General features: G+C 64.9%; 24 protein-coding genes. 10 read left to right on the plus strand and 14 right to left on the minus strand.

What is annotated here, in order from left to right; translation table 11 throughout:
- Positions 1-5: 5 nt before the first annotated feature.
- The 3 genes from HSDC_RS10280 to HSDC_RS10290 all read right to left on the minus strand — a co-directional run bounded on the left by HSDC_RS10280 (position 6) and on the right by HSDC_RS10290 (position 5,377).
- Positions 6-1,742, minus strand: a complete 1,737-nt coding sequence (locus HSDC_RS10280) for an OFA family MFS transporter (RefSeq protein ID WP_064699859.1) — start codon at positions 1,740-1,742, stop codon at positions 6-8.
- A 244-nt stretch (positions 1,743-1,986) separates the two neighbouring features.
- A complete protein-coding gene (locus HSDC_RS10285; protein WP_064699860.1) occupies positions 1,987-3,996 on the minus strand; it encodes a sensor histidine kinase in 2,010 nt (669 codons plus the stop codon).
- A gap of 1 nt (position 3,997) precedes the next feature.
- The gene (locus HSDC_RS10290) at positions 3,998-5,377 is read right to left on the minus strand and encodes a sigma-54-dependent transcriptional regulator (protein ID WP_064699861.1); all 1,380 of its coding nucleotides are present in this window, start codon (positions 5,375-5,377) and stop codon (positions 3,998-4,000) included.
- 174 nt (positions 5,378-5,551) lie between these two features.
- Between HSDC_RS10290 and HSDC_RS10295 the strand changes: the two genes are divergently transcribed.
- Entirely contained in the window at positions 5,552-6,388 is an 837-nt protein-coding gene (locus tag HSDC_RS10295) for an IclR family transcriptional regulator (RefSeq protein ID WP_064699862.1), read from the plus strand.
- 22 nt (positions 6,389-6,410) lie between these two features.
- Here HSDC_RS10295 and HSDC_RS10300 read toward each other — a convergent pair whose 3' ends face one another.
- Complete coding sequence (locus tag HSDC_RS10300) at positions 6,411-6,872, minus strand: MarR family winged helix-turn-helix transcriptional regulator (RefSeq protein WP_064699863.1); 462 nt, start codon at positions 6,870-6,872, stop codon at positions 6,411-6,413.
- A 148-nt stretch (positions 6,873-7,020) separates the two neighbouring features.
- On the opposite strand from HSDC_RS10300, the gene hmgA reads away from it, so the two are divergent.
- The 4 genes from hmgA (at position 7,021) to HSDC_RS10320 (ending at position 11,466) form a co-directional block, all read left to right on the plus strand.
- Positions 7,021-8,328, plus strand: a complete 1,308-nt coding sequence (gene hmgA, locus HSDC_RS10305) for a homogentisate 1,2-dioxygenase (protein WP_064699864.1) — start codon at positions 7,021-7,023, stop codon at positions 8,326-8,328.
- 55 nt (positions 8,329-8,383) lie between these two features.
- Positions 8,384-9,403, plus strand: a complete 1,020-nt coding sequence (locus HSDC_RS10310) for a fumarylacetoacetate hydrolase family protein (RefSeq protein ID WP_064699865.1) — start codon at positions 8,384-8,386, stop codon at positions 9,401-9,403.
- 19 nt (positions 9,404-9,422) lie between these two features.
- Positions 9,423-10,067 carry a maleylacetoacetate isomerase gene (maiA, locus tag HSDC_RS10315; RefSeq protein ID WP_064699866.1) on the plus strand — a complete coding sequence of 215 codons (645 nt, stop codon included), beginning with the start codon at positions 9,423-9,425 and terminating at the stop codon, positions 10,065-10,067.
- 181 nt (positions 10,068-10,248) lie between these two features.
- Positions 10,249-11,466 carry a multidrug effflux MFS transporter gene (locus HSDC_RS10320; RefSeq protein WP_064700006.1) on the plus strand — a complete coding sequence of 406 codons (1,218 nt, stop codon included), beginning with the start codon at positions 10,249-10,251 and terminating at the stop codon, positions 11,464-11,466.
- A gap of 13 nt (positions 11,467-11,479) precedes the next feature.
- Here HSDC_RS10320 and HSDC_RS10325 read toward each other — a convergent pair whose 3' ends face one another.
- Together HSDC_RS10325 and HSDC_RS16695 are read right to left on the minus strand one after the other, a co-directional pair.
- Positions 11,480-12,349, minus strand: coding sequence for a PhzF family phenazine biosynthesis protein (locus HSDC_RS10325; RefSeq protein WP_064699867.1), 870 nt, complete (start codon positions 12,347-12,349; stop codon positions 11,480-11,482).
- A 111-nt stretch (positions 12,350-12,460) separates the two neighbouring features.
- A complete protein-coding gene (locus HSDC_RS16695) occupies positions 12,461-12,628 on the minus strand; it encodes a DUF1127 domain-containing protein (protein ID WP_211598228.1) in 168 nt (55 codons plus the stop codon).
- A gap of 166 nt (positions 12,629-12,794) precedes the next feature.
- Here HSDC_RS16695 and HSDC_RS10330 point away from each other — a divergent pair, with 166 nt between their 5' ends.
- Together HSDC_RS10330 and pyrB are read left to right on the plus strand one after the other, a co-directional pair.
- A complete protein-coding gene (locus HSDC_RS10330; protein ID WP_064699868.1) occupies positions 12,795-14,246 on the plus strand; it encodes an aminotransferase-like domain-containing protein in 1,452 nt (483 codons plus the stop codon).
- Between the two features lie 45 nt (positions 14,247-14,291).
- The gene (pyrB, locus tag HSDC_RS10335; RefSeq protein WP_064699869.1) at positions 14,292-15,320 is read left to right on the plus strand and encodes an aspartate carbamoyltransferase; all 1,029 of its coding nucleotides are present in this window, start codon (positions 14,292-14,294) and stop codon (positions 15,318-15,320) included.
- A 7-nt stretch (positions 15,321-15,327) separates the two neighbouring features.
- On the opposite strand, the gene HSDC_RS10340 is transcribed toward pyrB, so the two are convergent.
- The gene (locus HSDC_RS10340; RefSeq protein ID WP_064699870.1) at positions 15,328-16,149 is read right to left on the minus strand and encodes a helix-turn-helix transcriptional regulator; all 822 of its coding nucleotides are present in this window, start codon (positions 16,147-16,149) and stop codon (positions 15,328-15,330) included.
- Positions 16,150-16,285: 136 nt separating this feature from the next.
- On the opposite strand from HSDC_RS10340, the gene HSDC_RS10345 reads away from it, so the two are divergent.
- From HSDC_RS10345 to HSDC_RS10355, 3 genes are all read left to right on the plus strand, one after another.
- On the plus strand, positions 16,286-17,098 hold the full coding sequence (locus tag HSDC_RS10345; RefSeq protein WP_064699871.1) for a carbon-nitrogen hydrolase family protein: 813 nt from the start codon (positions 16,286-16,288) through the stop codon (positions 17,096-17,098).
- A gap of 63 nt (positions 17,099-17,161) precedes the next feature.
- Positions 17,162-18,484, plus strand: a complete 1,323-nt coding sequence (locus tag HSDC_RS10350) for an APC family permease (protein ID WP_064699872.1) — start codon at positions 17,162-17,164, stop codon at positions 18,482-18,484.
- 244 nt (positions 18,485-18,728) lie between these two features.
- Complete coding sequence (locus tag HSDC_RS10355; protein ID WP_064699873.1) at positions 18,729-19,373, plus strand: hypothetical protein; 645 nt, start codon at positions 18,729-18,731, stop codon at positions 19,371-19,373.
- Here HSDC_RS10355 and ruvX read toward each other — a convergent pair.
- From ruvX to HSDC_RS10390, 7 genes are all read right to left on the minus strand, one after another.
- The gene (gene ruvX, locus HSDC_RS10360; protein ID WP_064699874.1) at positions 19,370-19,804 is read right to left on the minus strand and encodes a Holliday junction resolvase RuvX; all 435 of its coding nucleotides are present in this window, start codon (positions 19,802-19,804) and stop codon (positions 19,370-19,372) included. The genes HSDC_RS10355 and ruvX overlap by 4 nt on opposite strands.
- Positions 19,805-19,866: 62 nt before the next feature.
- The gene (locus tag HSDC_RS10365) at positions 19,867-20,424 is read right to left on the minus strand and encodes a YqgE/AlgH family protein (RefSeq protein WP_064699875.1); all 558 of its coding nucleotides are present in this window, start codon (positions 20,422-20,424) and stop codon (positions 19,867-19,869) included.
- 183 nt (positions 20,425-20,607) lie between these two features.
- Positions 20,608-21,567: a glutathione synthase gene (gene gshB / locus HSDC_RS10370; RefSeq protein WP_064699876.1), complete on the minus strand. Its 960-nt coding sequence runs from the start codon at positions 21,565-21,567 to the stop codon at positions 20,608-20,610.
- A 204-nt stretch (positions 21,568-21,771) separates the two neighbouring features.
- The gene (locus HSDC_RS10375) at positions 21,772-22,503 is read right to left on the minus strand and encodes a CvfB family protein (RefSeq protein ID WP_064699877.1); all 732 of its coding nucleotides are present in this window, start codon (positions 22,501-22,503) and stop codon (positions 21,772-21,774) included.
- Positions 22,504-22,557: 54 nt separating this feature from the next.
- Complete coding sequence (locus tag HSDC_RS10380) at positions 22,558-23,304, minus strand: 16S rRNA (uracil(1498)-N(3))-methyltransferase (RefSeq protein ID WP_073292196.1); 747 nt, start codon at positions 23,302-23,304, stop codon at positions 22,558-22,560.
- A 26-nt stretch (positions 23,305-23,330) separates the two neighbouring features.
- Complete coding sequence (gene secB, locus HSDC_RS10385) at positions 23,331-23,846, minus strand: protein-export chaperone SecB (protein WP_064699879.1); 516 nt, start codon at positions 23,844-23,846, stop codon at positions 23,331-23,333.
- Between the two features lie 47 nt (positions 23,847-23,893).
- Complete coding sequence (locus HSDC_RS10390) at positions 23,894-24,316, minus strand: rhodanese-like domain-containing protein (protein ID WP_064699880.1); 423 nt, start codon at positions 24,314-24,316, stop codon at positions 23,894-23,896.
- Between the last annotated feature and the right edge of the window lie 172 nt (positions 24,317-24,488).

The following is a 24,488-nucleotide window of genomic DNA, read 5'->3' on the forward strand; positions in this document are numbered from 1 at the left end:
GCGCCTTATTTCGCTGGCGCCGCCTCGGGGTGGGTATTCTCCACATGATGCCGCTCGCCCACCGGGCGGATGAACAGGTTGGCGAAGAAGGCGATCACCAGCAGCGCCGCCATGGCATACATGGTGGTGTTGTAGAGGCTGGACGTCGGATCCATCGTCCCGGGCGGCGCGATCTCCATCAGTCGCGCGATGGTGACCGTGTTCGCCTCGACCAGCGACTCCAGCTGTGCCACCGGCGCCCCGAAGGCCTCCCGGAATGCCGCCGGATCCACCTTGGCGGCCAGCTCGGTGATGGCGTTGTGGCGCGACATGTCACGCAGGAAGGTGATGGCGAAGGGGCCCAGGATACCGGCGGTCGACCAGGCCGTGAGAATGCGGCCATGGATGCCACCCACGTGCAGAGTGCCGAAGACATCGGCCAGATAGGCCGGAATGGTCGCGAAGCCTCCCCCGTACATGGTGAAGATCACCATGGTCGCCGCATAGAATCCTGCCAGATAGATGACATGCGGATTGCTGCTGACGGCCGATGCCAGGAAGGGAATCGACATGTAGAGCAGCGTGCCCAGCACGAAGAAGCAATGGTAGGTGTTCTTGCGACCGATATAGTCCGATGTCGAGGCCCAGAAAAAGCGCCCCACCATGTTGAAGACCGAAATCATGAGCACATAGGCCGAGGCGAACGACGCCGTGACGATGCCTGGCATCGTGGAGCCGAAGATCTCGGTCATCATGGTCTTGGCCACGCCGATGACACCGATCCCCGCGGTCACGTTGAAACACAGCATGATCCACATCTGCCAGAACTGTGGCGTCTTGAGGGACTGGTTGATGTGCACGTGGTTGCGGGTAATCATCGCCTTGTCATCGCGCTCCTCGGGCGGCGTCCAGCCTTCCGGCTTCCAGTCGGCCGGCGGCACCCGATAGCTGAAGGAGGCCAGCATCATGATGACGAAGTAGACCACCCCCAGGGTGACGAAGGTCGCGGCGGCCCCGGTATCTCCCGTGCCCACCGCATAGACGCCGGCTTCGCCGCCACCCGGCAGTTCGGCAGCCTGGGCTGCCGAGGCGACGACCACCTCGACCTGACCATTGGCCGTCTCGGCGAAACGACGTCCTGCCTCGGTCATCAGTTCCAGCGCCTCCGCACTACCGAGGTAGGTCGGCGCCTCGGCAAAGGCGTTCAACAGATAGCCGATCAGCGGCGCACCGATCATGGCACCACCGCCGAAGCCCATGATCGCCATGCCGGTCGCCATGCCTCGACGATCGGGGAACCAGCGGATCAGGGTCGAGACGGGCGAAACATAGGCCAGGCCCAGCCCGCAGCCGCCGATGACCCCATAGCCGAGATAGATCAGCCACAGCTGATGACTGACGATGCCCACGGAACCGACCAGGAAACCACCGCCCCAGCAGAAGGCGGAGACTACACCGACCATCCGCGGCCCGACCTCCTCGAGCCACTTGCCACCGAAGGCCGCGGCGAGCCCGAGAGTGAAGATGGCCACGGAAAAGATCCAGACGACGGCGGACAGATTCCAGTCACCGGCGGCCGGCGCCACCACGCCGAGCTGTCGCGTCAAGGCCGGATTGAAGACGGACCAGGCATACACCGAGCCGATGCACAGGTGAATCGCGATGGAAGCCAGGGGCACCAGCCAGCGATTGAAACCAGGTTTGGCGACGATGTGCTCTTTCAGCAGGAAAGAGAACATGCCGCGAGAGTTGGCGTTGCTCATTGTTGTCATGTCTCCCGTGTTGACCGCGCATCCTCTTCGGAGGCGCTTTCAGGTCGTGATGCGACACGCTGTCACACCCACGGAAGAATGGGTCTCCGGCCCATCGCCGTCAAACAAAACTCTTTATTATCAACTAGATAGAAAGACATCTTGTCGTCGACACCAGGCTCTCGACGGCATTGCCGTGGTCGAATTGTCCTCGCCGCTCTACGCCATCGCGGCAGAACGGGACATTCTGACCCTTTCACTGGAAAGCCGGTATCCAGACGGTGAACCGGCTGCCGGCACCCTCCTCGCTGGTCGCCTCGATCCAGCCCCCGGCACGGGCCACGAGCGTCTGGCTGATCGACAGACCGAGTCCCGTCCCCTGGGCGCGCTTGGTGGTGAAGAAGGGATCGAAGATGCGCTTGAGCACCTCGGGCGCCATCCCTCGTCCGGTATCCGTGACGATGATCGCCACGCCCGCCATCCCTTCGGCCTCGCGATCCTCGGTCTCCAAGGTCAGGGTGCCGCCCTCGGGCATGGCATGGATGGCATTCACCACCAGGTTGATGATGACCTGCTGCAGCTCGGTGCGCTCCACCAGAATGGTCGCCGTGCTGCGGTCATCCCGCTTGAGGGTGACGTCGGCCTTGCTCGACAGGTGGCGCGTCAGTACCAGGCAATCATCGATCACCTCGGCGGGCACCAAGCGATTGGCCGATCCCGAGAAGTCGCCGGGCCGAGCGAACTGCAACAGCTTGGTGACGATCGCCGAGATGCGATGCACCTGATCGTCGATCAGATCGAACTCGGTGGCGACCTCATCGGCCCGCGCGCCGAGCGTCTGGCGGGCTACATCCAGATTACCCTGGATGACCGCCACGGGGTTGTTGATCTCATGGGCGACGCCGGCGGTGATCTCGCCGACCGCAGCGAGCTTCTCCGACATCACAAGCTGCTCGGTGGTGCGCTCCAGGCGTCGATTGGCTTCCTGGAGATCCCGAGTGCGCTCCGCGACCTTGTCGTTCAGTTCGCTTGCCCAGTCCCGCAGGCGACGATCCCGCTCCTGAACCTGATCAAGCAGATCATCGAGATGGCGGGCCACGCGGCTGATCTCGCCACGGCCGCCGCCCGTGCCGATGCGCGCCCCGAGATCCCCCGCCTCGACGCGCCCGATGGTGTCGTTCATGCGCTCCAGAGGGCGAAAGATGCGCCGCGCCCAGCGCAGGAAGATCGGCACCGAGAGCACGGCGATCGCCAGGAAGATCGTCGCGATGAGCAACAAACTGTCGATGCGCGCCTCGCGAAACGGCGTCTCGAGGAAGCCGACATAGAGCATCCCGACGCGTTCGCCACGGCTGTCGACGATGGGTTCGTAGGCGGAGATGTACCAGTCGTTGACCACGAAGGCACGATCGAGCCAGACCTCGCCCCGCTCCAGCACCTGCGACCGGACCTCGGCCGAGACTCGGGTACCGAGCGCGCGTTCGCCTTCGAACAGTCGCACATTGGTCGAGACGCGGACGTCGTCGAGGAACAGGGTCGCCGTGCCCTGGCTGCCCTCGGGCAGGCTACGATCGCGATAGACCAGGCCATTGATCGTATCGATGAAATCGAGATTGCGATTGAGCAGCCGCCCTCCGACCAGGGCTGCGCGCTGACCGCCCGGCAACCGGACCGGTGCCGCCGCATGCAGCACCATGCCGTCCTCGACCACGTCCCGGGAAGTAGGCTTCGCCGCACGGGTCGGCACGAGCGGTACTCTCGCCCGCTCGGCCAAGGCTGGCGACAAGGCCGCCAATTGCTCATGGTCGAAGACATCGACCGCACTGCGCGTGGCGCCATCCAGTGCCGCACGCACCACCGGCCAGTCGCGAGCCGACACGTCCGCCCCGACGGGCGTGTCGGATGGAATGATGCGCCCGCTGCGCGTGACCACGTAAAGGAAGTCGAACCCGAGCGCGCGGCGGCGCCGCTCGAGGAAGTCCGACGCCGTGCCGGTGTCGGGCCGTGCCATGCCCTCGGCGAAGGCGACGGACGCCCCCAGCGCCTCGATGCGGTCCCCCGAGTTCTCGCGCAGTCGCGCCATGTACTGGTGGGCAATGGTCAGGTCACCATTGACCTTCACCGTCAGCAGATCATCCACCTTGCCGGACCAGCGCCATACGGTCATGCCCAGCAACAGCGGCAACAACACCAGCATCGGCAGCAGGGCAATGACCAGCAGCCGCACGCGCACCGAACGCGCCCAGGATGGCAGCCCCCGCTTCATGTCAGATGCCCCAGGCGGCGCACTTGCGGTCCACCGTCTTGCGCGAGACGCCCAACCGCCGGGCCGCCTCGGCCCGGTTGCCATGGGTCGCCTCCAGGGCATCGAGGATCTGGCGTCGTTCAACGACCTCCAGCGTCTCGATCTCGGTCTCGGGCGGCGGCGCCAGCGTCTCGAGCGGGAAACGGCCGAAGATCAAGGAACGCTCGATGAAGTTCAGCAGCTCCCGAATGTTGCCCGGCCAGCGATGGCGCAGGATAGCCGCCCGCGTGGTGGCATCGATCTCCAGTCGCGCCAGCCCCAGCTGGCGGGCGATCTCGGACATGAACAGCTCGGCCAGCGCCAGGGTATCCGCGCCACGACGGCGCAACGGTGGCATCTTGATCTCGATGACATTGACCCGGAAATAGAGATCTTCCCGGAAACGTCCCGCCGCGACCTCCTGGGCCAGATCCTTGGACGTCGCGCACACGAAGCGCAAATCCAGCGGCACTTCCTGCTCGCCTCCCACCGGTCGCACGGTGCGATCCTCGAGCACCCGCGTCAGCGCCAGCTGCGCGGCGGCCGACAACTCCCCGATCTCGTCGAGAAAGACCGTGCCACCCTGGGCGGAAACCAGCAGCCCCTCGCGATGCCCCTCGGCACCGGCGAAGGCATTGCGCGTATGACCGAACAGCTCGATTTCCAGCATGTCGGCGGGAATCGCCGCGCAATTCACCGCCACGAAGGGGTGCGACGCCCGCTCCGAAGCCGCATGCAGATGCCGCGCCGCGACTTCCTTGCCCGTCCCGGATTCACCGCACACCAGGATCGGCGTCGGCATGTTGACCACCCGCTCCAGGGTTCGGCGCACCTCCTCGATTTCTTCGGAATCGCCGATGAGTTCACTGCGGCGCCGTCGCCAGATATCGACACTCTGCAACTCGTGGCGCAGCAGGGCGTTCTCCCGCTTGAGCTGGCCAAGCTCGATGCAGCGACGCACGGCGTTCAGCACCTGGTTGGCACGCACCGGCTTGAGAATGAAGTCCCGGGCGCCGGCACGCATGGCCTCGATGGCGGTATCCAGGTCGGCATAGGCCGTGACGACGATGGTGTCGGCGATGCTCCCCTGACGATACCGTTCGGCCAGCCATTCGATGCCGTTGCGTCCGGGCATGACATTGTCGAGCAGCACGACGTCGATGCTCATCTGACGCATCAGGGCCTCGGCCTGCTCGATGTCCTCGGCCTCGACGACCTCCCGGCAATAGAGACGCAACGTCTTCACCAGGAAATTGCGCATGCCTGGCTCGTCATCGATCACCAGCACGGCAGCCCGGGCCAGCAGCCCGGTCAACTCGTCGCGGCGCGCTTCATCTCCATGTTCTTGATCTTGTTCTGGCATCGCCACACTCCCCCGATAACGACGCGACCCTTCGATGATACGTCAACCGCATGGTCGAACGGGTGCCTCTTCCACCAAAGATGAGTCTGGAAACCATTTCCGAAAGCAAGACAGAATGGCAACGACACGGTATGCTGATGCTTCAACAGCGACAGCAATCCGGGAGACGACGAGGTGAGCGAAGGCAGGCGCAGAACAGCGGGACGACCGGCAACCGGCAAGAGCAGTGGAGGACACAGCCAATCGCTGGTGCGTGGACTCAATCTGCTCGAACGCCTGGCGGGCAGCCCCAGCGGCCTGGCCCTGTCCGAGATCGCCGAGCAAGCGGAGCTCGCGCCATCGACGACCCACAGGTTGTTGCAGGCGCTGCAGAGTCAGGGCTATGTCACCCAGGACAACGAGCTCGGGGTGTGGAAGATCGACGTCAAGACCTTCCGCATCGGCAACAGCTTCCTCGAAGCACGTGACTTCGTCGGCACCAGTCGCCCGTTCCTGCGCCGACTGACCACCCAGACCGGCGAAACCGCCAATCTCGGGGTGCGCGATGGCAGCACGGCGGTCTTTCTCGCCCAGAGCGAGTCACCGCAGATGATGCGCATGATCACGCGTCTCGGCTCCCGCGCGCCCTTGCATGCCTCTGGTGTCGGCAAGGCCTTGATGGCCTGGCTGCCGGACGACGAGTTCGAGCGCATCCTCGACGAACGGGGGCTGGCACGGGTCACCAACAATACCCTGCACGACCCCGCGGCACTGCGCGAGAGCATGGCCGAGATCCGCGAACGGGGCTATGCCTGCGACCGCGAGGAGCATGCCGTTGGCCTGCACTGTGTGGCCGCCTGCATCCACGACGAGCACGGCATCCCGCTGGCCGCCATCTCCGTTTCCGGCCCGGTGGCCCGGATCCCCGAACGCCGGCTGCTGGAACTCGGCGAGCTGGTTCGCGATGCCGCCGGCGATATCACCGCCCGCCTCGGCGGCCGCGTGCCCGCCCCGAACGAAGTCCCGGCCTGACACACCGGGACTCCCGGAGCCCCTATCTCACATCGTCGCGAAGCTGTCGCTCGAGCCGTGCCATCATATCGAGCAGCCGGTGGTATTCCTCCGTCGTCAGCGGTGCCACCAGCTCCGCCTCCCATGCCCTGACCTGCGGGACCAGCTCCACCATCAGCGCCTGGCCAGTCTCGGTCAGGCGCAGGTCGTGCAGTCGCTGGTCCCTGGGCGACGGGCGTCGAACGATCAAGCCACGCCCCTCGAGCACCTGAACGGCCCTCGACACCCGCGCCTTGTCCATGCGCGTCGCCGCACGGATCTGCTTGGCGGTCAGCTCGTGGCGATGATGCAGCCAGGCCAGCACCCGCCATTGCGCTACATTCAGGCCGTAATGGGTTTCATAGAGCTGAGCCAGGGCCTCGCTGACGCGATCCGCCAGTCGATCCAGTCGATAGGGCAGGAAGTGATCGAGATCGAAGTCCGTCGGCGGCATTTCGGTGGTCATGGGTCACCCGGGCACCTTGTTCAGGCAGATACGTCGTTCAGGCAGATGCGTCGGATAGCGCTCGCCAGATAGTTGCACATGAAACCATATAGGACTAGCATCCTCCATATAGTTTCATTTGAAACCATATGCCGAGAGGTCGCCCAGAATGACAATATCACTCGACTATCAGCCGGGCTTTCGCAACCACTTCACCACCGAAGCCCTGCCAGGCGCGCTGCCCGACGGACAGAATTCGCCCCAGCGCTGCCCCTACGGCCTCTATGCCGAACAGCTCTCCGGTTCGGCCTTCACCGCCCCGCGCCATCACAACCTGCGCAGCTGGCTGTATCGCATTCGCCCCTCGGTGGTACAGAGTGGCTACGAGCCGTTGGAAGTGGGCAAGGTGGCAACTTCCCCTCTGGACAATCCCGCCGCCGACCCCAATCAGATGCGCTGGGACCCCGCACCGCTACCCGAGGCCCCCACCGACTTCATCGATGGGCTGCTGACCGTGGCCGTCAACGGCGATGCCGACGCGCAGCGCGGCTGTGGCGTGCATGTCTACGCCTTCAACCGCGACATGGTCGAGCGCTTCTTCTACAACGCCGACGGCGAACTATTGGTCGTTCCGCAACAGGGTGGCCTGCGCCTGCGCACCGAACTGGGGGAACTCGACGTCACCGGCGGCGAGATCGCCGTGATCCCGCGCGGCGTCAAGTTCCAGGTTCGCCTCGCCGAAGGCAGCGATACCGCCCGCGGCTATATCTGCGAGAACTATGGCATGCCCCTGGAACTGCCGGGCCTCGGCCCCATCGGCGCCAACGGCCTGGCCAACCCGCGTGACTTCGAAAGCCCGGTGGCCGCCTATGAGGATCGCGAGGGCGACATCGAGCTGGTGGCCAAGTTCTCCGGCCGCTTCTGGGCCACCCGCCTGGATCACTCGCCCCTGGATGTGGTGGCCTGGCATGGCAACTACGCGCCCTACAAGTACGACCTGGCGCGTTTCAACACCATCAACACGGTGAGCTTCGATCACCCCGACCCCTCGATCTTCACGGTACTGACCTCGCCGTCGGACACGCCCGGCATGGCCAATATCGATTTCGTCATCTTTCCACCACGCTGGATGGTCGCCGAGCACACCTTCCGGCCGCCCTGGTTCCACCGCAACCTGATGAGCGAGTTCATGGGGCTGATCCACGGCACCTACGACGCCAAGGCCGAAGGCTTTCGACCCGGCGGCGCCAGCCTGCACAACTGCATGTCGCCCCACGGCCCGGATGCCGAGACGTTCGAGAAGGCCTCGACAGCGGAATTGACCCCACAATATCTCGGCAACACCCTGGCCTTCATGTTCGAGAGCCGTTATGTCTTCCACCCCACCGACGCCGCTCTCGACGCCGACTTCCGTCAACGCGACTACGTCGATGTCTGGTCGACCCTGCGCTCGCACTTCGACCCGGCTACGCGCTAAGCACACAAGATACGCCGGACGACAAGTACCCTCTGATACGTACAGGAACGACATCATGAAACTCGCCACCCTGAACACTGGCCGCGACGGCGAACTGATCGTGGTCTCGCGCGACCTGAGCCGCGCCGTGCGCGCCACCGACATCGCCCCGACCCTGCAAGCCGCCATCGAGAACTGGGATACGCTGGCACCGCGCCTTGAGCAGCGCTATGCCCAGCTCAACGATGGTCAGACCGAAGGTGCCTTCGAGCTCGACCAGACCACCCTGCATTCCCCCTTGCCGCGTACCTACAACTGGGCCGACGGCTCGGCCTATCTCAACCACGTCCAGCTGGTGCGCCAGGCACGGGGCGCCGAGATGCCGGAAACCTTCTGGACCGACCCGCTGATGTACCAAGGCGGCGGCGACCGTTTCATCGCCCCCACCGAAGACATTGAGGCAGTCAGCGAGGAACACGGCATCGACTTCGAGGGCGAGCTTGCCGTGATCACCGACGACGTGCCCATGGGCGTCGGCGCCGAGGCCGCCGCCGACCACATCAAGCTGGTGATGCTGGTCAACGACGTCAGCCTGCGCGGCTTGATCCCAGGCGAGCTGGCCAAGGGTTTCGGCTTCTTCCAGGCCAAGCCAGCTTCCAGTTTTTCACCGGTCTGCGTGACGCCGGACGAACTGGGCGACGCCTGGCGTGACGGCCGCGTCCACCTGCCGCTCACCGTGCACCTCAACGGCGACAAGTTCGGCGAACCCGAGGCCGGCCCCGACATGATCTTCGGCTTTCCCGAGCTGGTGGCCCACGCCGCCCGCACGCGCCACCTGGGTGCCGGCGCCGTCATCGGCTCGGGCACCGTCTCCAACCCGGACGCCGATGGCGGCCCCGGCAAGCCAGTCGCGGACGGCGGAGTGGGCTACAGTTGTCTGGCCGAGGTACGCATGGTCGAGAAGATCCTCCACGGCGACAGCAAGACGCCCTTCATGCGCTTCGGCGACCGGGTGCGCATCGAGATGTTCGACCGTGACGGCCAGAGTATCTTCGGCGCCATCGACCAACAGGTCGTGAAGTATCAACCCCAATGAATCTCGAGGAGGCAGGCAAATGACGACACTCTACGGCTATTTCCGTTCGTCGGCCGCCTACCGGGTACGCATCGCGCTGAACCTGAAGAACCTGACCTATGACCAGGCCCCGATCAACCTGGTCAAGGGCGAACAGCGTGACGACGCCTTTCTCACCCACAACCCACAGGGCCTGGTCCCGATGCTGATGACCGACAACGGGATTCGGCTGACCCAGTCGCTGGCGATCTGCGAGTACCTGGACGAGCGCTACCCGGAGCCGGCTCTGCTGCCCATCGAGCTCGAGGCCCGCGCCCGGGTTCGGGCGCTGTCTCAGGCAGTGGCCTGCGAGATCCACCCGCTGAATAACCTGCGAGTGCTCAAGTACCTGGTGAATGAGCTCGAGGTCGACGACGACGCCAAGTTCGCCTGGTATCGCCACTGGATCCATCAGGGCTTCGCCGCCCTGGAGACCATGCTCAGCCGGGAGGCCGGCAGTGGCGACTTCTGCCATGGCGATGCGCCGACCCTGGCCGATGTCTGCCTGGTACCCCAGGTCTTCAACGCCGAACGCTTCGAGTGCGATCTCTCGGCCTACCCGCGGATTCGGCGCATCACCGAGAACGCTCGCGCCCTGGACGCCTTCCGGCTCGCCGCCCCCGGCGAGCAGCCAGATGCAAACTGAGTTATAATGAGCGGTCTAAGAAAGCTCGTCACCCTCGCCGCACCCCGGCGGTAAGGGTGGCGAGCCCGCGATGGCTCGATCCATCCGGCGCCTCAGGGCGTCCACGACGATAGGCGGGCACGGCACAAGCCGGCCCGCCTGTCGCGTCCCTGACGATCCCCTTTCACCCATGGAGCAGCATGTGCTGAGGCTGACCTCGACCGCGACCGTAGCGCTACTGGCCACCCTGACCGCACTGGGCCCCTTGGCCACCGACATGTACCTGCCCGCCATGCCCAGCATGGCCGAGGCGCTGTCGACCGGACCCGACGAGATCCAGTTGACGCTGAGCCTCTACATGGCCGGCTTCGCCCTGGCCCAGCTGTTCTGCGGCCCGATCTCCGACCGCTTCGGGCGCCGTCCGGTGATGATCGCGGGATTCGCCCTGTTCCTGTTCGCCAGCCTGTTGTGCATGCTGGCCAGCAATATCGAAACCCTGCTCGTCGGCCGCTTCCTGCAGGCATTCGGGGGCGCCACCGGGCCGGTACTGGCCCGCGCCGCGGTACGCGACATCTTCGGTCCCATCGAGGCCAGCCGCGTGCTCTCCTACATGGCCAGCACCATGGCGCTGGCACCGGCATTGGCGCCGGTCATCGGTGCCGGCCTACTGCTGTTCTTCGGCTGGCAGGCCATCTTCACACTGCTGGCACTGTACGCCGTGGCCATGCTGCTGTTGCTGGTGTTCGCGATGCCCGAACCACTCCCCATCGAGCGGCGCCAGTCGATCCAGCCCAGCGTGATCCTGGCCAACTTCCGCATGCTGCTGACCCAACGCACCTTCATCGGCTATACCCTGACCAATGCCACCGGATTTGCCGGTTTGTTCGCCTTTCTCTCCGGCTCGTCCTTCGTACTGATCGACTTCATGGGATTGACGCCCTTCGAGTACGGCATCGGCTTCATGCTGATCGTCGCGGGCTTCTTCGTCGGCTCATTGGTCAGCGGCCGCTACAGTCATCGCCTGGGGCGCGACCGCCTGCTGCAATACGCCACCCTGATGTGCGCCCTGGCCGGCACCACCATGGCCGGCCTGGCCTTCGCCGGCGTCTATACCGCCTGGGCGGTCATCGGCCCGCACATCCTGTTTCTCGTCGGCTTCGGCATCCTGATGCCCCAGAGCATGGCGGGAGCCCTCGCGCCCAACCCCCAATGCGCCGGCTCGGCCTCCTCGCTGTTCGGCTTTCTGCAGATGACCGTGGCGGCACTGATCGGCGCCCTGGTCGGCCAGTTCCATGACGGCACCTCCCATGCCATGGCCCTGACGATCGGTCTGGCCGGCGTGCTCTCGATGGTCAGTTTCTGGTCTCTGGCTCGGCCCGCCTCACGGCAGGCCGAAGCCCGCCCCTCGCTGGCGAAGTGAGAAAACTGCCAACTCAGTCCCGTGGGTAGAAGGCACCCTCACCGACGAGACAGGCTTGCCCGGCAACCTCGACCCGGACCTGTTCGCCGTCGCGTCGGGCCCTGGCGATGATCTCGCTGGGGCGCCCCATGTCCACACCCTGGCGAATGCGCCACTGGCGGTCGTCGAGCCGATCCCGGGTTCCCAGGTAGCCGGCCAGCGCCGATGCCGCGCTGCCGGTGGCCGGGTCTTCCTTCAGCCCGGCGAACTCGCGAATGAAGGTGCGTGTTGCCAGTGATTCGCCGTTCTCCACATACAGATAGACCTGGTCGACCCCGCTGGGCGAGACATGCAGCGTCCACTGCCCGACGTCCGGCATTACCTTCGCCAACGAGGCCTCGCTATCCAGGGGGATGAGGTGGAACGGCAACCCGCAGGAGGCCTGGACCGGGTCGCCGGCGATCGCCGGCGCCTCAAGCCCGAGCAACGTGGCGGCGGCAGCACGCCCCAGCGAACTCGCACCGACCTCGACCGGCACGGCGGTGGTGAAACGCGCCAGCTCCCCCTCGAAACGGACCTCCAGCGGCCCGACCGGCGCCCTCAGTATCAACGGCTGCGCGGTATCCACCAACCCCTGGGCGGCCAGCAGGTGCACCGTGCCGATGGTCGGATGGCCGGCGAACGGCAGTTCGCGGCTCGGTGTGAAGATACGTATCGGAAAGTCGTTCTCTGCCTGCTGCGCTCCCACGAAGACCGTTTCCGCCAGGTTGAGCTCGTTGGCGAACGCCTGCATGTCCGAGGCCTCCATGCCCTCGGCATCGAGGAACACGGCCAGCGGATTGCCCGCCAGCGGTGTATCGGTGAACACATCCAGCAGGTAGTAACGCGAGAGTGGACTGGGCATGGAACCTCCTGTATCGAATTGTCGTGTTTCCCTCGAAGCCACCATATCGGCCCCGAATCTTCCAGCATAGGGCGCTTCAGCATAGAGGCCATGGCGCGATTCTGCCGATGTTCAACGTCGCCAGAACGGCTTGCGAGCCTCACGTTCGGCCCGAACCGCACTGATGCCGACATCGTCGAGAAGCCGCGCATCGAGGTCACGCAGCCGGCGGCGGGTGTGATGACGCTGCCACTGGCGCTGCCAGGCCAGCCACCAGTTCGCCAAACGAGCACGCATCATGGCCGGACTCCTGTCGTTGCCCTTCGAGGTGTCTCGACAGGTTAGGCTCGACATCATGCGCGATACAGATTCAGAATCACTCTTTATATAGGGTACAGTTGCATGATCACTCCACCTGTACCGAGCGCTTTTCACTCATCTGTACCGCTTCTACCAGGGCTTCGCGATGACAGCCTCGACACGCTACGACGACATCGCCGACCTTCTCGCCCGCCGCATCGCTCAGGGCACCTATAAAGTCGGCGATCGCCTCCCGTCGATTCGCGAGCTGTGTCGCGAACAGGGCATCAGTATCACCACCGCACAGAGCGCCTATGCGCGACTGGAAGAAATGGGACTCGCCGCCGCACGCCCCCGCTCCGGTCATTATATGCTGCCGCGCCCCCGGCCTCGGGATCTGCCGACGGTATCCCGTCCCGCCCAGCGGCCTCTCGAGGTCGCACAATGGGATCAGGTGCTGGCCATGGTCGGCTCCGCACCGAGCGCCGATCAGCCTCGGCGCCTGGGGGCCGGAACGCCCGCCCTGGACGCCGCGACCCTCAAACCGCTCGGTCGTCTGCTATCCGGTCTGCACCGTGATCCGGACCCTCGTGACCTCGGCTACGACAGCCTGGCTGGCCACCCGCCGCTGCGTCAGCAGGTGGCGCGCCTGGCCACGGCATCCGGCTGCCTGCTGCATCCCGACGACGTGGTCATCACCACCGGTTGCCAGGAAGCCCTGGCCATCGCGTTGCGCATGCTCGCCGCCCCCGGCGACGTGGTAGCCGTGGACTCGCCCAGCTTCTACGGCGCTATGCAGATTCTCGAGGCGCACGGGCTCAAGGTAATGGAGATCCCCACCGACCCGCGCCGCGGCATCAGCCTCGAGGCACTGGAGCTGGCGCTGGATCAGTGGCCGATCCGAGCCATCCAGGTCACGCCGACCTGCAACAATCCGCTCGGCTACACCATGCCCGAGTCACGCAAGCGTGAGCTGGTCAGGCTGGCCCGACGCTACGATGTGGCCATCATCGAGGACGATATCTATGGCGACCTGGCCTTCGAGTCGCCCCGCCCCAAGGCCATCAAGGCCTTCGACGACGAGGGACGGGTGCTGCTGTGCAGTGGCGTATCGAAGAGCCTGATGCCGGGCCTGCGGGTCGGCTGGATCGCACCGGGGCGATACCGCGACCGCGCCCTGCACGAGAAATACGTCTCCACCGGGGCCTCGGCGACCCAGCCCCAGCGCGCCGTCGCCACTTTCATCGAGAAGGGCCACTACCAGCGCCATCTGCGCGAGATCAACCGACGCTACCAACGCCAGCGCGACATCATGATCGACTGGGTCGGCGACTACTTCCCCGCTGGCACACGTATCAGCCAGCCCCAGGGCGGCTTCCTGCTGTGGGTGGAGCTGGCCAATACGATCGACACACCGTATCTCAACGAGCGCCTCGCCATCGAACGCCTGCACGTGGCGCCGGGGCCGATGTTCTCCGCCTCGGGCAAGTATCGCCACTGTCTGCGCCTCAATTACGCCGAGCGGCCCACGATGGCGCTCGAGGCCGCGATTCGCCGCGTCGGCGAGCTCGCCGAGGAAATGCAAGGGCACCAAACCCGTGAAGCGACCCTGCCGTGACGTTACACTAGGCCCGCCATCTCCACCGCCAGCCGAGGCCCGCGCATGAGTTCTCACCTGCTCTCCGTCGATTCCCTGTCCCGCGACGATGTCGATCACCTGATACGCGTGGCGGCGCGCATGGAACCGATTGCCCAACGCCGCAAGGTTACCCGCGTGCTGGAAGGCGCGGTCCTCGGCAACCTGTTCTTCGAGGCCAGCACCCGCACTCGGGTCAGCTTCCACGCGGCCTTCTGTCGGCTGGGCGGCAGCGTCTGCGACACTACCGGCTTCACTTTCTCTTCCATGGCGAAGGGCGAGTCGCTCTACGACACCAGCCGGGTGATGAGCGGCTACTGCGACGCCATCGTGATGCGCCACCCGGAGCAGGGCTCGGTGGCCGAATTCGCCCAGGCCACCAATGTCCCGGTGATCAACGGCGGCGACGGTCCCGGCGAGCACCCCAGCCAGGCCCTGCTCGATATCTACACCATCGACAAGGAATTCGCCCGACGCGGCAAGCAGCTGGCCGGCGCTCATATCCTGCTCACCGGCGACCTCAAGTTCGGCCGCACCGTGCATTCGCTGATCAAGCTGCTGTCGCTCTACGCGCCGATGCGGATCACGCTGGTCTCGCCGCCGGGGCTGGAAATGCCGCAGCACCTGGTCGAGCTGGTCGCCTCGCGCGGCCACCGCGTCGAGACCCGCGAGCATCTGGCCGCCGACTTCTCGGATGTGGACGTGGTCTACACCACACGCATCCAGAAGGAACGCTTCACCGCCGAGATGAGCGAGGGCTTCAGCCTCTCGCGCGACTACACCGTGGACAAGGCCTTCATGGACCAGCGTGTCAACGACCACGCCATTGTCATGCATCCGCTGCCGCGCGACAGTCGCCCCGACGCCAACGACCTGGACGTGGACCTCAATGGCGACCCGCGCCTGGCGATCTTCCGTCAGACCGACAACGGCATCCCCATGCGCATGGCGATCTTCGCGACCCTGCTCCAGGTCGAGGATCTGATCGAGAAGGACCTGCGCGACGTGCCCTGGTTCGTGCCGAAGACCGTCGGCGTCGACGACGTCGAATACTGACCTCGCTCTAGGGACGTTCCTGCCAGAACAGGGAAAACAGTTCGGCCTGAGAATTGATACCTAGCTTGGTATAGAGATGCTTTTTATGGGCTCGGACGGTTTCCACGGAGATCTCCAATCGCCGGGCGATCTCCTTGGCCGAACCTCCCCCAAGCATCAGTTGACTAACCTCGCGCTCACGCTGAGTCAGTCCGTGCCGTGACGCCACCTGCTCGGACGTGCCCTGATGAGGGTGCCAGGGATGCGGGCCCAGCACCTCGCCACCCTGCTCAAAATGCATGCGCAATCGCATCAGCTCCAGCAACCAGGGCTGGACGAGTTGCAGCACCCCCAGCTCGGCACTGCCGAAGGGAGTAGTGGCACCCAGCGACAGGCAGAGCGTCCTTTCTTCATCCAGTCGCCGATTTAGCTGAATCTCATCCGCCACGATATTGCGGCTGAAATACTGCTGATAATACTCGGTCCGGCGAAAGTGCCGAGGCGCAACCTCATCAAGTGTCACCAAGCCCGATTCATTCACCTCCCGGCAGGCAACATAGAAGGGATCCAGTAGGTAGAGGCCGCGCTGATAGTCCTGGAAGAGCGCCTCGTCGGTCCCGTCATCCTCGTCGCTATCCGCCAGGATCGTGGGCGGCCGGTGCTGGTAGAAGATCAACGCCACCCATGTATTGAACGTCAGGTGCCGCGCCAGCTGACGCACCACAGCCATCCAGAAATCGTCTTCGTCCACCCGGCTCAGCAGAACCCTGAAAGCACGATGCCAACCCAGCTCATTGAGGAGCTCGGCCAATGCCCCCGGGCGCGAGGCAGTTGTAGGGGGAATTGTCATGATGGGTCTCGCTCGACAGTGCCTATCATCCCCTCCAAGGGTAACCCAGTCATGGAATAGGCATGAAAACGGGAATCCGCATACTGAATGATACCGAGACTCCAGGCGACGAGTACAACACACAACGGAGGCAAGTATGCAACTGGTACTGGCGCAGCTCCCCGGACGGGAGGGCGACATCGCGCACAATCTCAACGAGGCCCTAGCGGTCATCACCGACCAAGGTCCCGAAGTCTCATTGATCGTGTTTCCCGAGACACACCTTACCGGTTTCGCCGAGGAGGGCCACACCACCGACCGCGCCCTGAGCCTCAACGGGCCCGAGATCGCCCGGCTGATCGAGACCAGTCGCGAGCAGGACTGCGCCTTGGCACTGGGACTGCTCGAACGGGACGGCGAACAGGTGTTCAACACCTCGATACTAATCACTCCCGAGGACGGGGTCGCCCTGCGCTATCGCAAGACCCATCTGTGGCCAGACGAGCGCGACCTGGTCACCCCCGGCAACCAGCTCGGGTGCACCAAATGGCGGGATTACACCATCGGACTGATGATCTGCTACGACCTGGAATTCCCCGAGGTCGCAAGGTCCATGACACAGCTCGGGGCCGATCTGCTAATCGTGACCAACGGCAACATGGACCCCTATGGCCCTGTACATACTCGCGCCGCCCAAGCCCGAGCCCAGGACAACCAGTGCTTCCTGGCCATGACCAACCGCTGCGGCGAAGGAGCCGGTTTCACCTTCGCCGGAGGCAGTGCCCTGATCGCCCCCGACGGCGCGCTTCTGTTCCAGGCCGGCCGCGACCGCGACATCACAGCGCTCTCCCTTGACTACCAACACCTCGTGGACGCCCGCCGCTACTACGACTATCTCTCCGATCGTCGGATCGGCCTCGAGGGCTCTCGCGAGGACTCGCCGCGGGGTCCTATCTGGCGCTTCGATTGATCCGCCGACTCGCTAGCGGCGGCCAGCATCTTGACCCACAACAACCACAAGCGGGACAACCCCATGACCGACATGAAAAAGACCCTCACCCTCGGCCAGGTCGTGCTCTTCGGCCTCGCCTACATGACCCCCATCATCGTGCTTGGCACCTTCGGGGTGCTGGCGGTGACCACCGAAGGTGCCGTCTCGGGCGCCTATGTCGCCGCTCTGGTCGCCATGCTGTTCACTGCCCACAGCTATGGCCGCATGGCCAGCGCCTTCCCGGTAGCGGGATCGGCGTACACCTACGTCAGGAAGTCCATCGACGCCCGACTGGGCTTCATGGCCGGATGGGCCATCCTGCTGGATTATCTCTTCCTACCGATGGTGATCTGGCTGATCGGCGCCGCCTACCTGCACTCGGCCTTTCCTGCGATCCCTGTGGCCGTCTGGCTGCTCGCTTTCATCGCCGTCACCACCCTGATCAACGTGATCGGCTTGAAGCTCGCCAGCGCGGTCAACAGCGTGATGATGCTGGTGCAGATACTGGTACTGACCGCCTTCGTAGGGCTCGCCATGCACTATGTGCTGGGCGATCCCGCCCAACCCTTCTGGAGCCTGACACCCTTCCTGGGCGCCAACGAGGGCTTTCCCCTGCCGCAGTTGATGGCCGGGGCCGCGGTAGCCTGCTATTCCTTCCTCGGCTTCGATGCGGTGACCACCCTCACCGAAGAGACCCATGAGCCAAAGCGCACCCTACCCCGGGCAATCCTGCTGATCACCCTCTGCGGCGGACTGATCTTCATCGTGGTCTCGTACTTCGTGCAACTGGCGGCCCCCGGCCACGATTTTGCCAATCCGGATGCGGCGGCCTACGAAATCGCCCGCAACATCGGCGGCGATATCTTCGTCTCACTGTTCCTGATCGGCCTCGTGGTGGGGCAGTTTGCCTCCGGGATCGCCGCCCAGGCCAGCGGCTCGCGTCTGCTGTATGCCATGGGTCGCGACGAGGTGCTGCCCAAGCGCCTGCTGGGCCAACTCGGCCGCTTCGGTACCCCGGTGGGCGGCCTGCTGCTGAGTGCCGCCGTGGCCCTGCTGGCTTTGACACTGGATGTGCTATCCGCGGCCTCATTCATCAACTTCGGTGCCTTCCTCGCCTTCGCGCTGGTCAATACCTCAGTCATCGCCCACTACTACCTGCGAGAACGACGGCGCGGCGGCCTCGACACCCTGTGGTTCCTGGTCTGTCCGCTGATCGGTCTCGGGGCGATCCTGTGGCTGATGGCGAGCCTCGATGCCAAGGCGATCGTGCTCGGTGGAGCCTGGCTAGCCTGCGGGGCGCTGTGGCTGACCTGGCTGACGCGCGGCTTCCAGCGCCCGACGCCAGAGTTGAGCATCGAAAACTAACGCCTTTCAACGAAGGACCTCTCACATCCATGCCTCGAGGATCTGATCGAGAAGGACCTGCGCGACGTGCCCTGGTTCGTGCCGAAGACCCTCGGCGTCGACGACGTCGAGCGCTGAAGAACTACCGGGCACTGAGGCAGGCCCGATCGGCGAGTTTCGCCTAAGCTGGCAGAAAGGCCGCCGACACGGAGCGGCGGCCTGAACGGTTTCAACGCGACAACCTGCGACAAGGAGAGGCGAGCCGATGAATCTGCAACGCGCCTATATCCTGCTGGCGATCTTCTATACCGCGCTACTCATCGTGGGCGTGATAGCCGTCGTGATGGGCGGCGGCACGACATTCTCGCTGGTCCAGCTGGCCATCGGCGTCGTGGCCGTCGCCGGGCTCTGGGGCTATTTCCTCGGTCGCCAGGTCATGAGCTGGCGCACCTGGCGTCCTTTCGCCGGCCTGCTCACCCTCAGCATCGTGGCGAACCTCTGGCTGTTGTTCACGACCTCTCCCTCCAGCGCTGAACTCACCTGGCTGCTGGCCAACATCATCTTCACCACACTGCCGACTCTGCTGTTGTTCCGCTACGGCAATCGCGATCAGGACGTCTGGGCGACACCAGGCGAGATCGAGGGCGGCCGGACCTTGAGCGGGCTGCTCGAGCGACAGGGCGAGTTGAAGGTGGAAAAACGCGACACCGCGCGCCCCGCCACCGTCAATGTCCGCCGGGAGGGCGAGCATTATCGCGCCAGCGTGGTTCGTGGCCAGGGCGATGCGGAAGAGCGTTTCGAGGAGCGCTTCCAGCACCCCTCGACCCTCGCCTTTTTCATCGAGCGGTTTACCTGCATCGAGGTGGGAGATTTCGTGGCCAAGTACCGTGGCGGGTCGGATACGGCCTAGCGCGGCAGCCCCTCTCGGTCGGCCAGCCAACCTTCGAGAATCAACACCGCGGCCAGGCCATCGACGCCATCGTCGCGGTAATTGCCGCGATGCCCGGCGTCGCGGGCGATGGCCTTGGCCTCGCGGGTCGAGCCGCGCTCGTCGGCCATCTCGCAGGGAATGCCGTAGCGACCGAACAGGCGCTTGCCGAACTTGCGCGCCCGGGTGCTCATGTCGCTCTCGGTATCATCCATGTTCAGCGGCAGGCCAACCACGAAAAGATCCGGCCGCCACTCGTCGACCAGCCGGGCGACCTGCGCCCAGTCGGGAATGCCATCACGCGCCGGTAGTGGATCCAGTGCCCTGGCGCTGCGCGTCAGCTCGTTGCCCACCGCCACGCCGATGCGTCGGGTACCGAAATCGAAGCCCAGGATCAGGCGCTGGCTACTCATCGGCACCCTTCCCCAACGGACATGCTCCACGAACCCGCCGAGCGCAGACCGTTCCTTGCATATCAGCTATGCCCCGCCTCGCGGGTCATCAGGTTCAAGTCGACGCCGAGTATGCCGGCGCTGGCACCGAGCCGCTGCTCGGGTTCCACCTCGAAGAGGATATCGGCCCGACCTTCCACGGTGAGCCAGGCATTGTCCTTGAGCTCGGACTCGAGCTGGCCTGACTCCCAGCCTGCGCAGCCGAGACAGACCAGGAAGCGCTCGGGACCACGACCGGCAGCCAAGGCCTGCAGGATATCCATGGAGGTGGTCAGGGCGATGTCATCGGCCACCTGAAGACTCGAATCCCAAGCTTCGCTGCCTCCCTCGTGCAGGATGAAGCCGCGATCCTTGTGCGTCGGCCCACCGTAATAGACGGGCACGTTGCGATGCGGGCTGTCGCCGCCTTCGAGCTCGAGCTGTTCAAAGAGCGCATCGAGGGTCAGTTCCAGTGGTCGATTGACGATCACCCCCATGGTGCCCTTTTCGTCGTGATCGCACAGATAGCTCAGCGTGCCGGCGAAATTGGGATCTTCCAGGTGCGGCATTGCCATCAGGAAGTGGTTTTTCAAACTTTGCATGGGACTCCCCGGCGGACCTAGTGAACGCCGTAATGTTTACCTTCGCCGAATCGCCGGACGCGCGTGATGAACAGGCCCTCGCCATGCCCATGCCTGCCTCGCAGGGCCGACAGGGCACGGCCTCTCGAACGGTGTCCAGCGCCGCCTGGCCGAGTTCGGCATTTCCTGCCGATTGTACCACCTCTACCCGGTGAGACGCCGAGAGATGGCATCCATCAGCGAGCCGGCGATATCGGTGCCGCGCTGATCGTCGATCTCGCGCACACAGGTCGGACTGGTCACGTTGATCTCGGTGATGTAGTCACCGATGACGTCGAGGCCGACGAACATCAACCCCTTTTCGCGGATCATCGGCTGCACCTGCTCGACCAGCCAGCGATCCCGGTCGGTAAGCTCGCGGCTGACGCCCCGGCCGCCGGCCGCCAGGTTGCCTCGTGTCTCGCCGGCCATGGGCACCCGCGCCAACCCATAGGGCACCGGCTCACCCTCCACCAGGAGAATGCGGGTGTCACCATCCTTGATTTCCGGCAGATAGCGCTGGGCCATGGCCTGGCGAGTGCCCCGCTCGGTCAGCGTCTCGATCACCGCCCCGAGATTGCGCCCCTCGGGGCCGACATGAAAGATCCCGCTGCCGCCCATGCCGTCCAGGGGCTTGAGGATGACGTCACCATGCTCGGCGTGGAAAGCGCGGATCTCGGTGTCGCGGCAGGATACCAGGGTCGGTGCGCAGCACTGCGGGAACTGCTGGGCGAACAGTTTCTCGTTGCACTCCAGCAGGGCGCGGGTCGGATTGACCACCAGCACGCCTTCGCGTTCGGCGAAGCCGAGCAGATGCACGGCATCGAGGAAGCGACCGTCCACCGGCGGATCCTTGCGCATCAGCACCACGTCCAGCTCGGCGAGCGGCGCGACCCGGGACTCACCCAGCACATACCAGCGCTCGGGGTCGCGATACACCTCGAGTTCGCGCCAGCGGGCGTGGGCCCGGCCATCGCGCAGGAACAGGTCTTCCTGCTCCATGTAGTGCAGCGACCAGCCGCGATCCTGGGCGGCCCACAGCATCGCCAGACTGGTGTCCTTCTTGTAGCTGAGATCGGCGATGGGATCCATCACCACGCCGACCTTGAGGGGACGATCGTTCATCGAATCGAGTTCCGGAGTGAAGGGTCAATGCGGCCAGTATGCCGTATGGCCGGCAAGCGCACCAAGACGCTCGGGCTCAAGTAGTACGTAAAGCGCTGATCCGTCGGCAGGCCTTTAAGGAGGCGCTGTAAACCCATTCATGGGCGCTACATTTGCCATCCATGGCAAATGACCTCCTTTACGGTCTGCCCCCGGCGCGCTTCGCTACGAGGCTCCGTGAGAGTCTTGGTTCCCGCCAGGCACCAGGCGGATACCCGTCGGCTCCAGGGTGACGATTCCCTGCTTGTAGAGACGGCCGATGGCCTGCTTGAAGGCATTCTTGCTGACGCCCAGCCGCGCCTTGATCTCGTCGGCCGGGCTCTTGTCGCCGAGCGGCAGATAGCCGCCACTCTCACGCAGCGCCTTGAGTACCGTCTCGCCGACCACATCGAGCCGCGCCGGACCGGGCGGCAGCAACGAGAGATCCAGGCGACCATCCTCACGCAGGCGCTTTACATAACCCTTGATCCGTTGCCCGCGGCGCAACGGCCGGGTCACGTCGTCACGATAGAGCAGCCCCCAGAACTGGCCGTCGACGACTGCCTTGTAGCCCAGATCGGTCTGCTCGGCGATGACCAGGTCCACGGCATCGCCGGCACCCAGCCCCTCCGCTGCATCGGCGATATGGCGCTCCAGGCGCTGACTGGCCACCGGGCGGCCCTGGCGATCCTCGTGGATCATCACCAGCACGCGGCGGCCCACGATGGGACGAAAACGCTGTTCCCCGTAAGGCAGCAGGAGATCGCGGGCGTGTCCCCAGTCGAGGAAGGCCCCGGTCTCGTTGACCGTCACCACCGGCAGGTAGGCGACCTCGCCGACACTGGCCTTGGGCTCCCTGGCCCGGCGCATGGGCTCGCGACGCGAATGGCCAGCGCGACGCTCTCGATAATCGGACATGCGAGTCTTCCGGAAGGATGTATGAACATTATGAGGGCGGGCCCGAGCCAGTGGCTACAAATCCCCGAAGCGGTTCTGCAGCAGGGACAAGGCGACGACCGGGGCGGTTTCGGTGCGCAGGATGCGCGGGCCGAGGGTCAAGGAGGCGAAGCCGGCATCCGCGGCAGCATCCACCTCGGCGGGGGAAAGGCCGCCTTCGGGGCCGATCAGCAAGGCCGCACGAACGGGGTCGTCATGCCGGTCGAGTTCCCCGGGCGTACCGGGATGCAGCACCAGGCACAGGGGCTCGTCACGCTCGGCCAGCCAGTCGGCCACGCTGCGAGGGGGATGCACCGGCGGCAAGGTGGCTCGACCGCACTGTTCGCAGGCACTGGCCGCAACCGCTTGCCAATGGGCCAGTTTCTTGGCCTCGCGCTCGCCCTTGAGACGCACGTCACCATGGTCGGTGTAAAGCGGTGTGATCTCGGCGACGCCCAGTTCCACGGCTTTCTGGATGGCGTAGTCCATGCGGTCGCCCTTGGAGATGGCCTGACCCAGGTGCACGGCCAGCGGCGATTCGCCACGTCCAGCCGCGACGCGTTCGATGCGAGCCACCACCTGCTTGCGACCGGCCTCGGTCAAGATCGCCTCGGCCTCGTTGCCCTGACCATCGAAGATGATCACGGGCGCACCGGGCCCCAGGCGCAGGACTCGCGCCACATGGCGCGCCGCGCCATCAGGCAGAACCACGTCGCCGCCGGCCTGCAGCTCGGCGGCGACATGAATGCGAGGGGCCTTGCCCATCGAATGCTTGGCGCTCATCGCAACCAGCCTCTGACAGCCAACGGTTACTGCGTCGCCTGCTCGCCCTGCTCCTGGGCCTCGCGCTGCTTGCGCTGGGCGTAGATCGCCTCGAAGTTCACCGGCGCCAGCATCAGCGGGGGGAAGCCGCCACGGTTGACCAGGCTATCGACGCATTCACGAGCATAGGGGAACAGCACGTTGGGACAGAACGCTCCCAGGGTGTGATCGAGCTGTGCGCCCTCGAGGCCGCCGATGCGGAACATGCCGGCCTGCTCGACTTCGGCCAGGAAGGAAGTCGTGCCTTCCTCGCTGTGAGTCACCTGGGCGGTGACCTTGACCACCACTTCGTAGAGGTCCTCACCGATTTTCTGGTGGGTAGTGTCCAGGTCCAGGCCGACCTTGGGCTTGAACGGTTGCTGGAATACCGCCGGAGAGTTCGGCGCCTCGAAGGAGAGATCCTTGATGTAGATGCGCTGCAGGGCGAATTGTACCTGCGGCTTGTCCTGCTGGTCGGCGGCCTGGCCGTTGACGCCGCCACCCTGGTTGTTGTCTTCCGCCATGGAAATGCGTCCTTTACGTTAAATGGAGAATAGGAGAAACCGGCGTATCACTTCTTGACCAGCGGCAGGCCGTCTGACTGCCACTGCGTCATGCCGCCCTTGAGCTTGAGCGCCCGCTCGAAGCCGGCCTTGGCCAGCTTGCCCTGGACGGCACCGGAACTCTGGCCGTGCTTGCAGACCACGATGACCGGCTTGTCCTTGAACTTGTCGAGCTCGCCGATACGGTCATCGATCCGGCTCTGGGGAATATTGCGCGCGCCGGCGATATGGCCTGCCTTGAAGTCCTTGGTCTCGCGGATATCGAGCACCACGGCGTCCTCACGATTGACCAGCTGGGTGGCCTCGCTGGTGGTCACGCCGTTGGCGCCGCTATTGCGGACCTCGTAGAGGGCCCAGGCGAGCAACACCAGCAGGAAGGCGCCCACCAGCAGCGGATGGTTCTGCACGAATTCGAACAGCTGATCGATCATGGCTTGGAGTAACTCTTCTTCGGGTGCACGGTGAACGGGCCGGCGACTGCCGGCGGCGTCCAGTATACATGATGCAGGCCCCGACCGAGGACGGCCAAAATGACGCCCGGTGGACCCGTGCGATATGATGCCGTATGCAGTGGCAAGTCGCGACCCCGCCGACGGCCCGGAG

It is taken from the genome of Halomonas caseinilytica (genome assembly GCF_001662285.1).
In the GTDB taxonomy this organism is placed as follows: Bacteria; Pseudomonadota; Gammaproteobacteria; order Pseudomonadales; family Halomonadaceae; genus Halomonas; species Halomonas caseinilytica.

What these genes read in the sequence shown, in the direction of transcription:
- HSDC_RS10280 (WP_064699859.1), bottom strand. Translation starts at nt 1,742, where the DNA reads ATGAGCAACGCCAACTCTCGCGGCATGTTCTCTTTCCTGCTGAAAGAG.
- HSDC_RS10285 (WP_064699860.1), bottom strand. Translation starts at nt 3,996, where the DNA reads ATGAAGCGGGGGCTGCCATCCTGGGCGCGTTCGGTGCGCGTGCGGCTG.
- HSDC_RS10290 (WP_064699861.1), bottom strand. Translation starts at nt 5,377, where the DNA reads ATGCCAGAACAAGATCAAGAACATGGAGATGAAGCGCGCCGCGACGAG.
- HSDC_RS10300 (WP_064699863.1), bottom strand. Translation starts at nt 6,872, where the DNA reads ATGACCACCGAAATGCCGCCGACGGACTTCGATCTCGATCACTTCCTG.
- hmgA (WP_064699864.1), top strand. Translation starts at nt 7,021, where the DNA reads ATGACAATATCACTCGACTATCAGCCGGGCTTTCGCAACCACTTCACC.
- HSDC_RS10310 (WP_064699865.1), top strand. Translation starts at nt 8,384, where the DNA reads ATGAAACTCGCCACCCTGAACACTGGCCGCGACGGCGAACTGATCGTG.
- maiA (WP_064699866.1), top strand. Translation starts at nt 9,423, where the DNA reads ATGACGACACTCTACGGCTATTTCCGTTCGTCGGCCGCCTACCGGGTA.
- HSDC_RS10325 (WP_064699867.1), bottom strand. Translation starts at nt 12,349, where the DNA reads ATGCCCAGTCCACTCTCGCGTTACTACCTGCTGGATGTGTTCACCGAT.
- HSDC_RS16695 (WP_211598228.1), bottom strand. Translation starts at nt 12,628, where the DNA reads ATGATGCGTGCTCGTTTGGCGAACTGGTGGCTGGCCTGGCAGCGCCAG.
- HSDC_RS10330 (WP_064699868.1), top strand. Translation starts at nt 12,795, where the DNA reads ATGACAGCCTCGACACGCTACGACGACATCGCCGACCTTCTCGCCCGC.
- pyrB (WP_064699869.1), top strand. Translation starts at nt 14,292, where the DNA reads ATGAGTTCTCACCTGCTCTCCGTCGATTCCCTGTCCCGCGACGATGTC.
- HSDC_RS10340 (WP_064699870.1), bottom strand. Translation starts at nt 16,149, where the DNA reads ATGACAATTCCCCCTACAACTGCCTCGCGCCCGGGGGCATTGGCCGAG.
- HSDC_RS10345 (WP_064699871.1), top strand. Translation starts at nt 16,286, where the DNA reads ATGCAACTGGTACTGGCGCAGCTCCCCGGACGGGAGGGCGACATCGCG.
- HSDC_RS10350 (WP_064699872.1), top strand. Translation starts at nt 17,162, where the DNA reads ATGACCGACATGAAAAAGACCCTCACCCTCGGCCAGGTCGTGCTCTTC.
- HSDC_RS10355 (WP_064699873.1), top strand. Translation starts at nt 18,729, where the DNA reads ATGAATCTGCAACGCGCCTATATCCTGCTGGCGATCTTCTATACCGCG.
- ruvX (WP_064699874.1), bottom strand. Translation starts at nt 19,804, where the DNA reads ATGAGTAGCCAGCGCCTGATCCTGGGCTTCGATTTCGGTACCCGACGC.
- HSDC_RS10365 (WP_064699875.1), bottom strand. Translation starts at nt 20,424, where the DNA reads ATGCAAAGTTTGAAAAACCACTTCCTGATGGCAATGCCGCACCTGGAA.
- gshB (WP_064699876.1), bottom strand. Translation starts at nt 21,567, where the DNA reads ATGAACGATCGTCCCCTCAAGGTCGGCGTGGTGATGGATCCCATCGCC.
- HSDC_RS10375 (WP_064699877.1), bottom strand. Translation starts at nt 22,503, where the DNA reads ATGTCCGATTATCGAGAGCGTCGCGCTGGCCATTCGCGTCGCGAGCCC.
- HSDC_RS10380 (WP_073292196.1), bottom strand. Translation starts at nt 23,304, where the DNA reads ATGAGCGCCAAGCATTCGATGGGCAAGGCCCCTCGCATTCATGTCGCC.
- secB (WP_064699879.1), bottom strand. Translation starts at nt 23,846, where the DNA reads ATGGCGGAAGACAACAACCAGGGTGGCGGCGTCAACGGCCAGGCCGCC.
- HSDC_RS10390 (WP_064699880.1), bottom strand. Translation starts at nt 24,316, where the DNA reads ATGATCGATCAGCTGTTCGAATTCGTGCAGAACCATCCGCTGCTGGTG.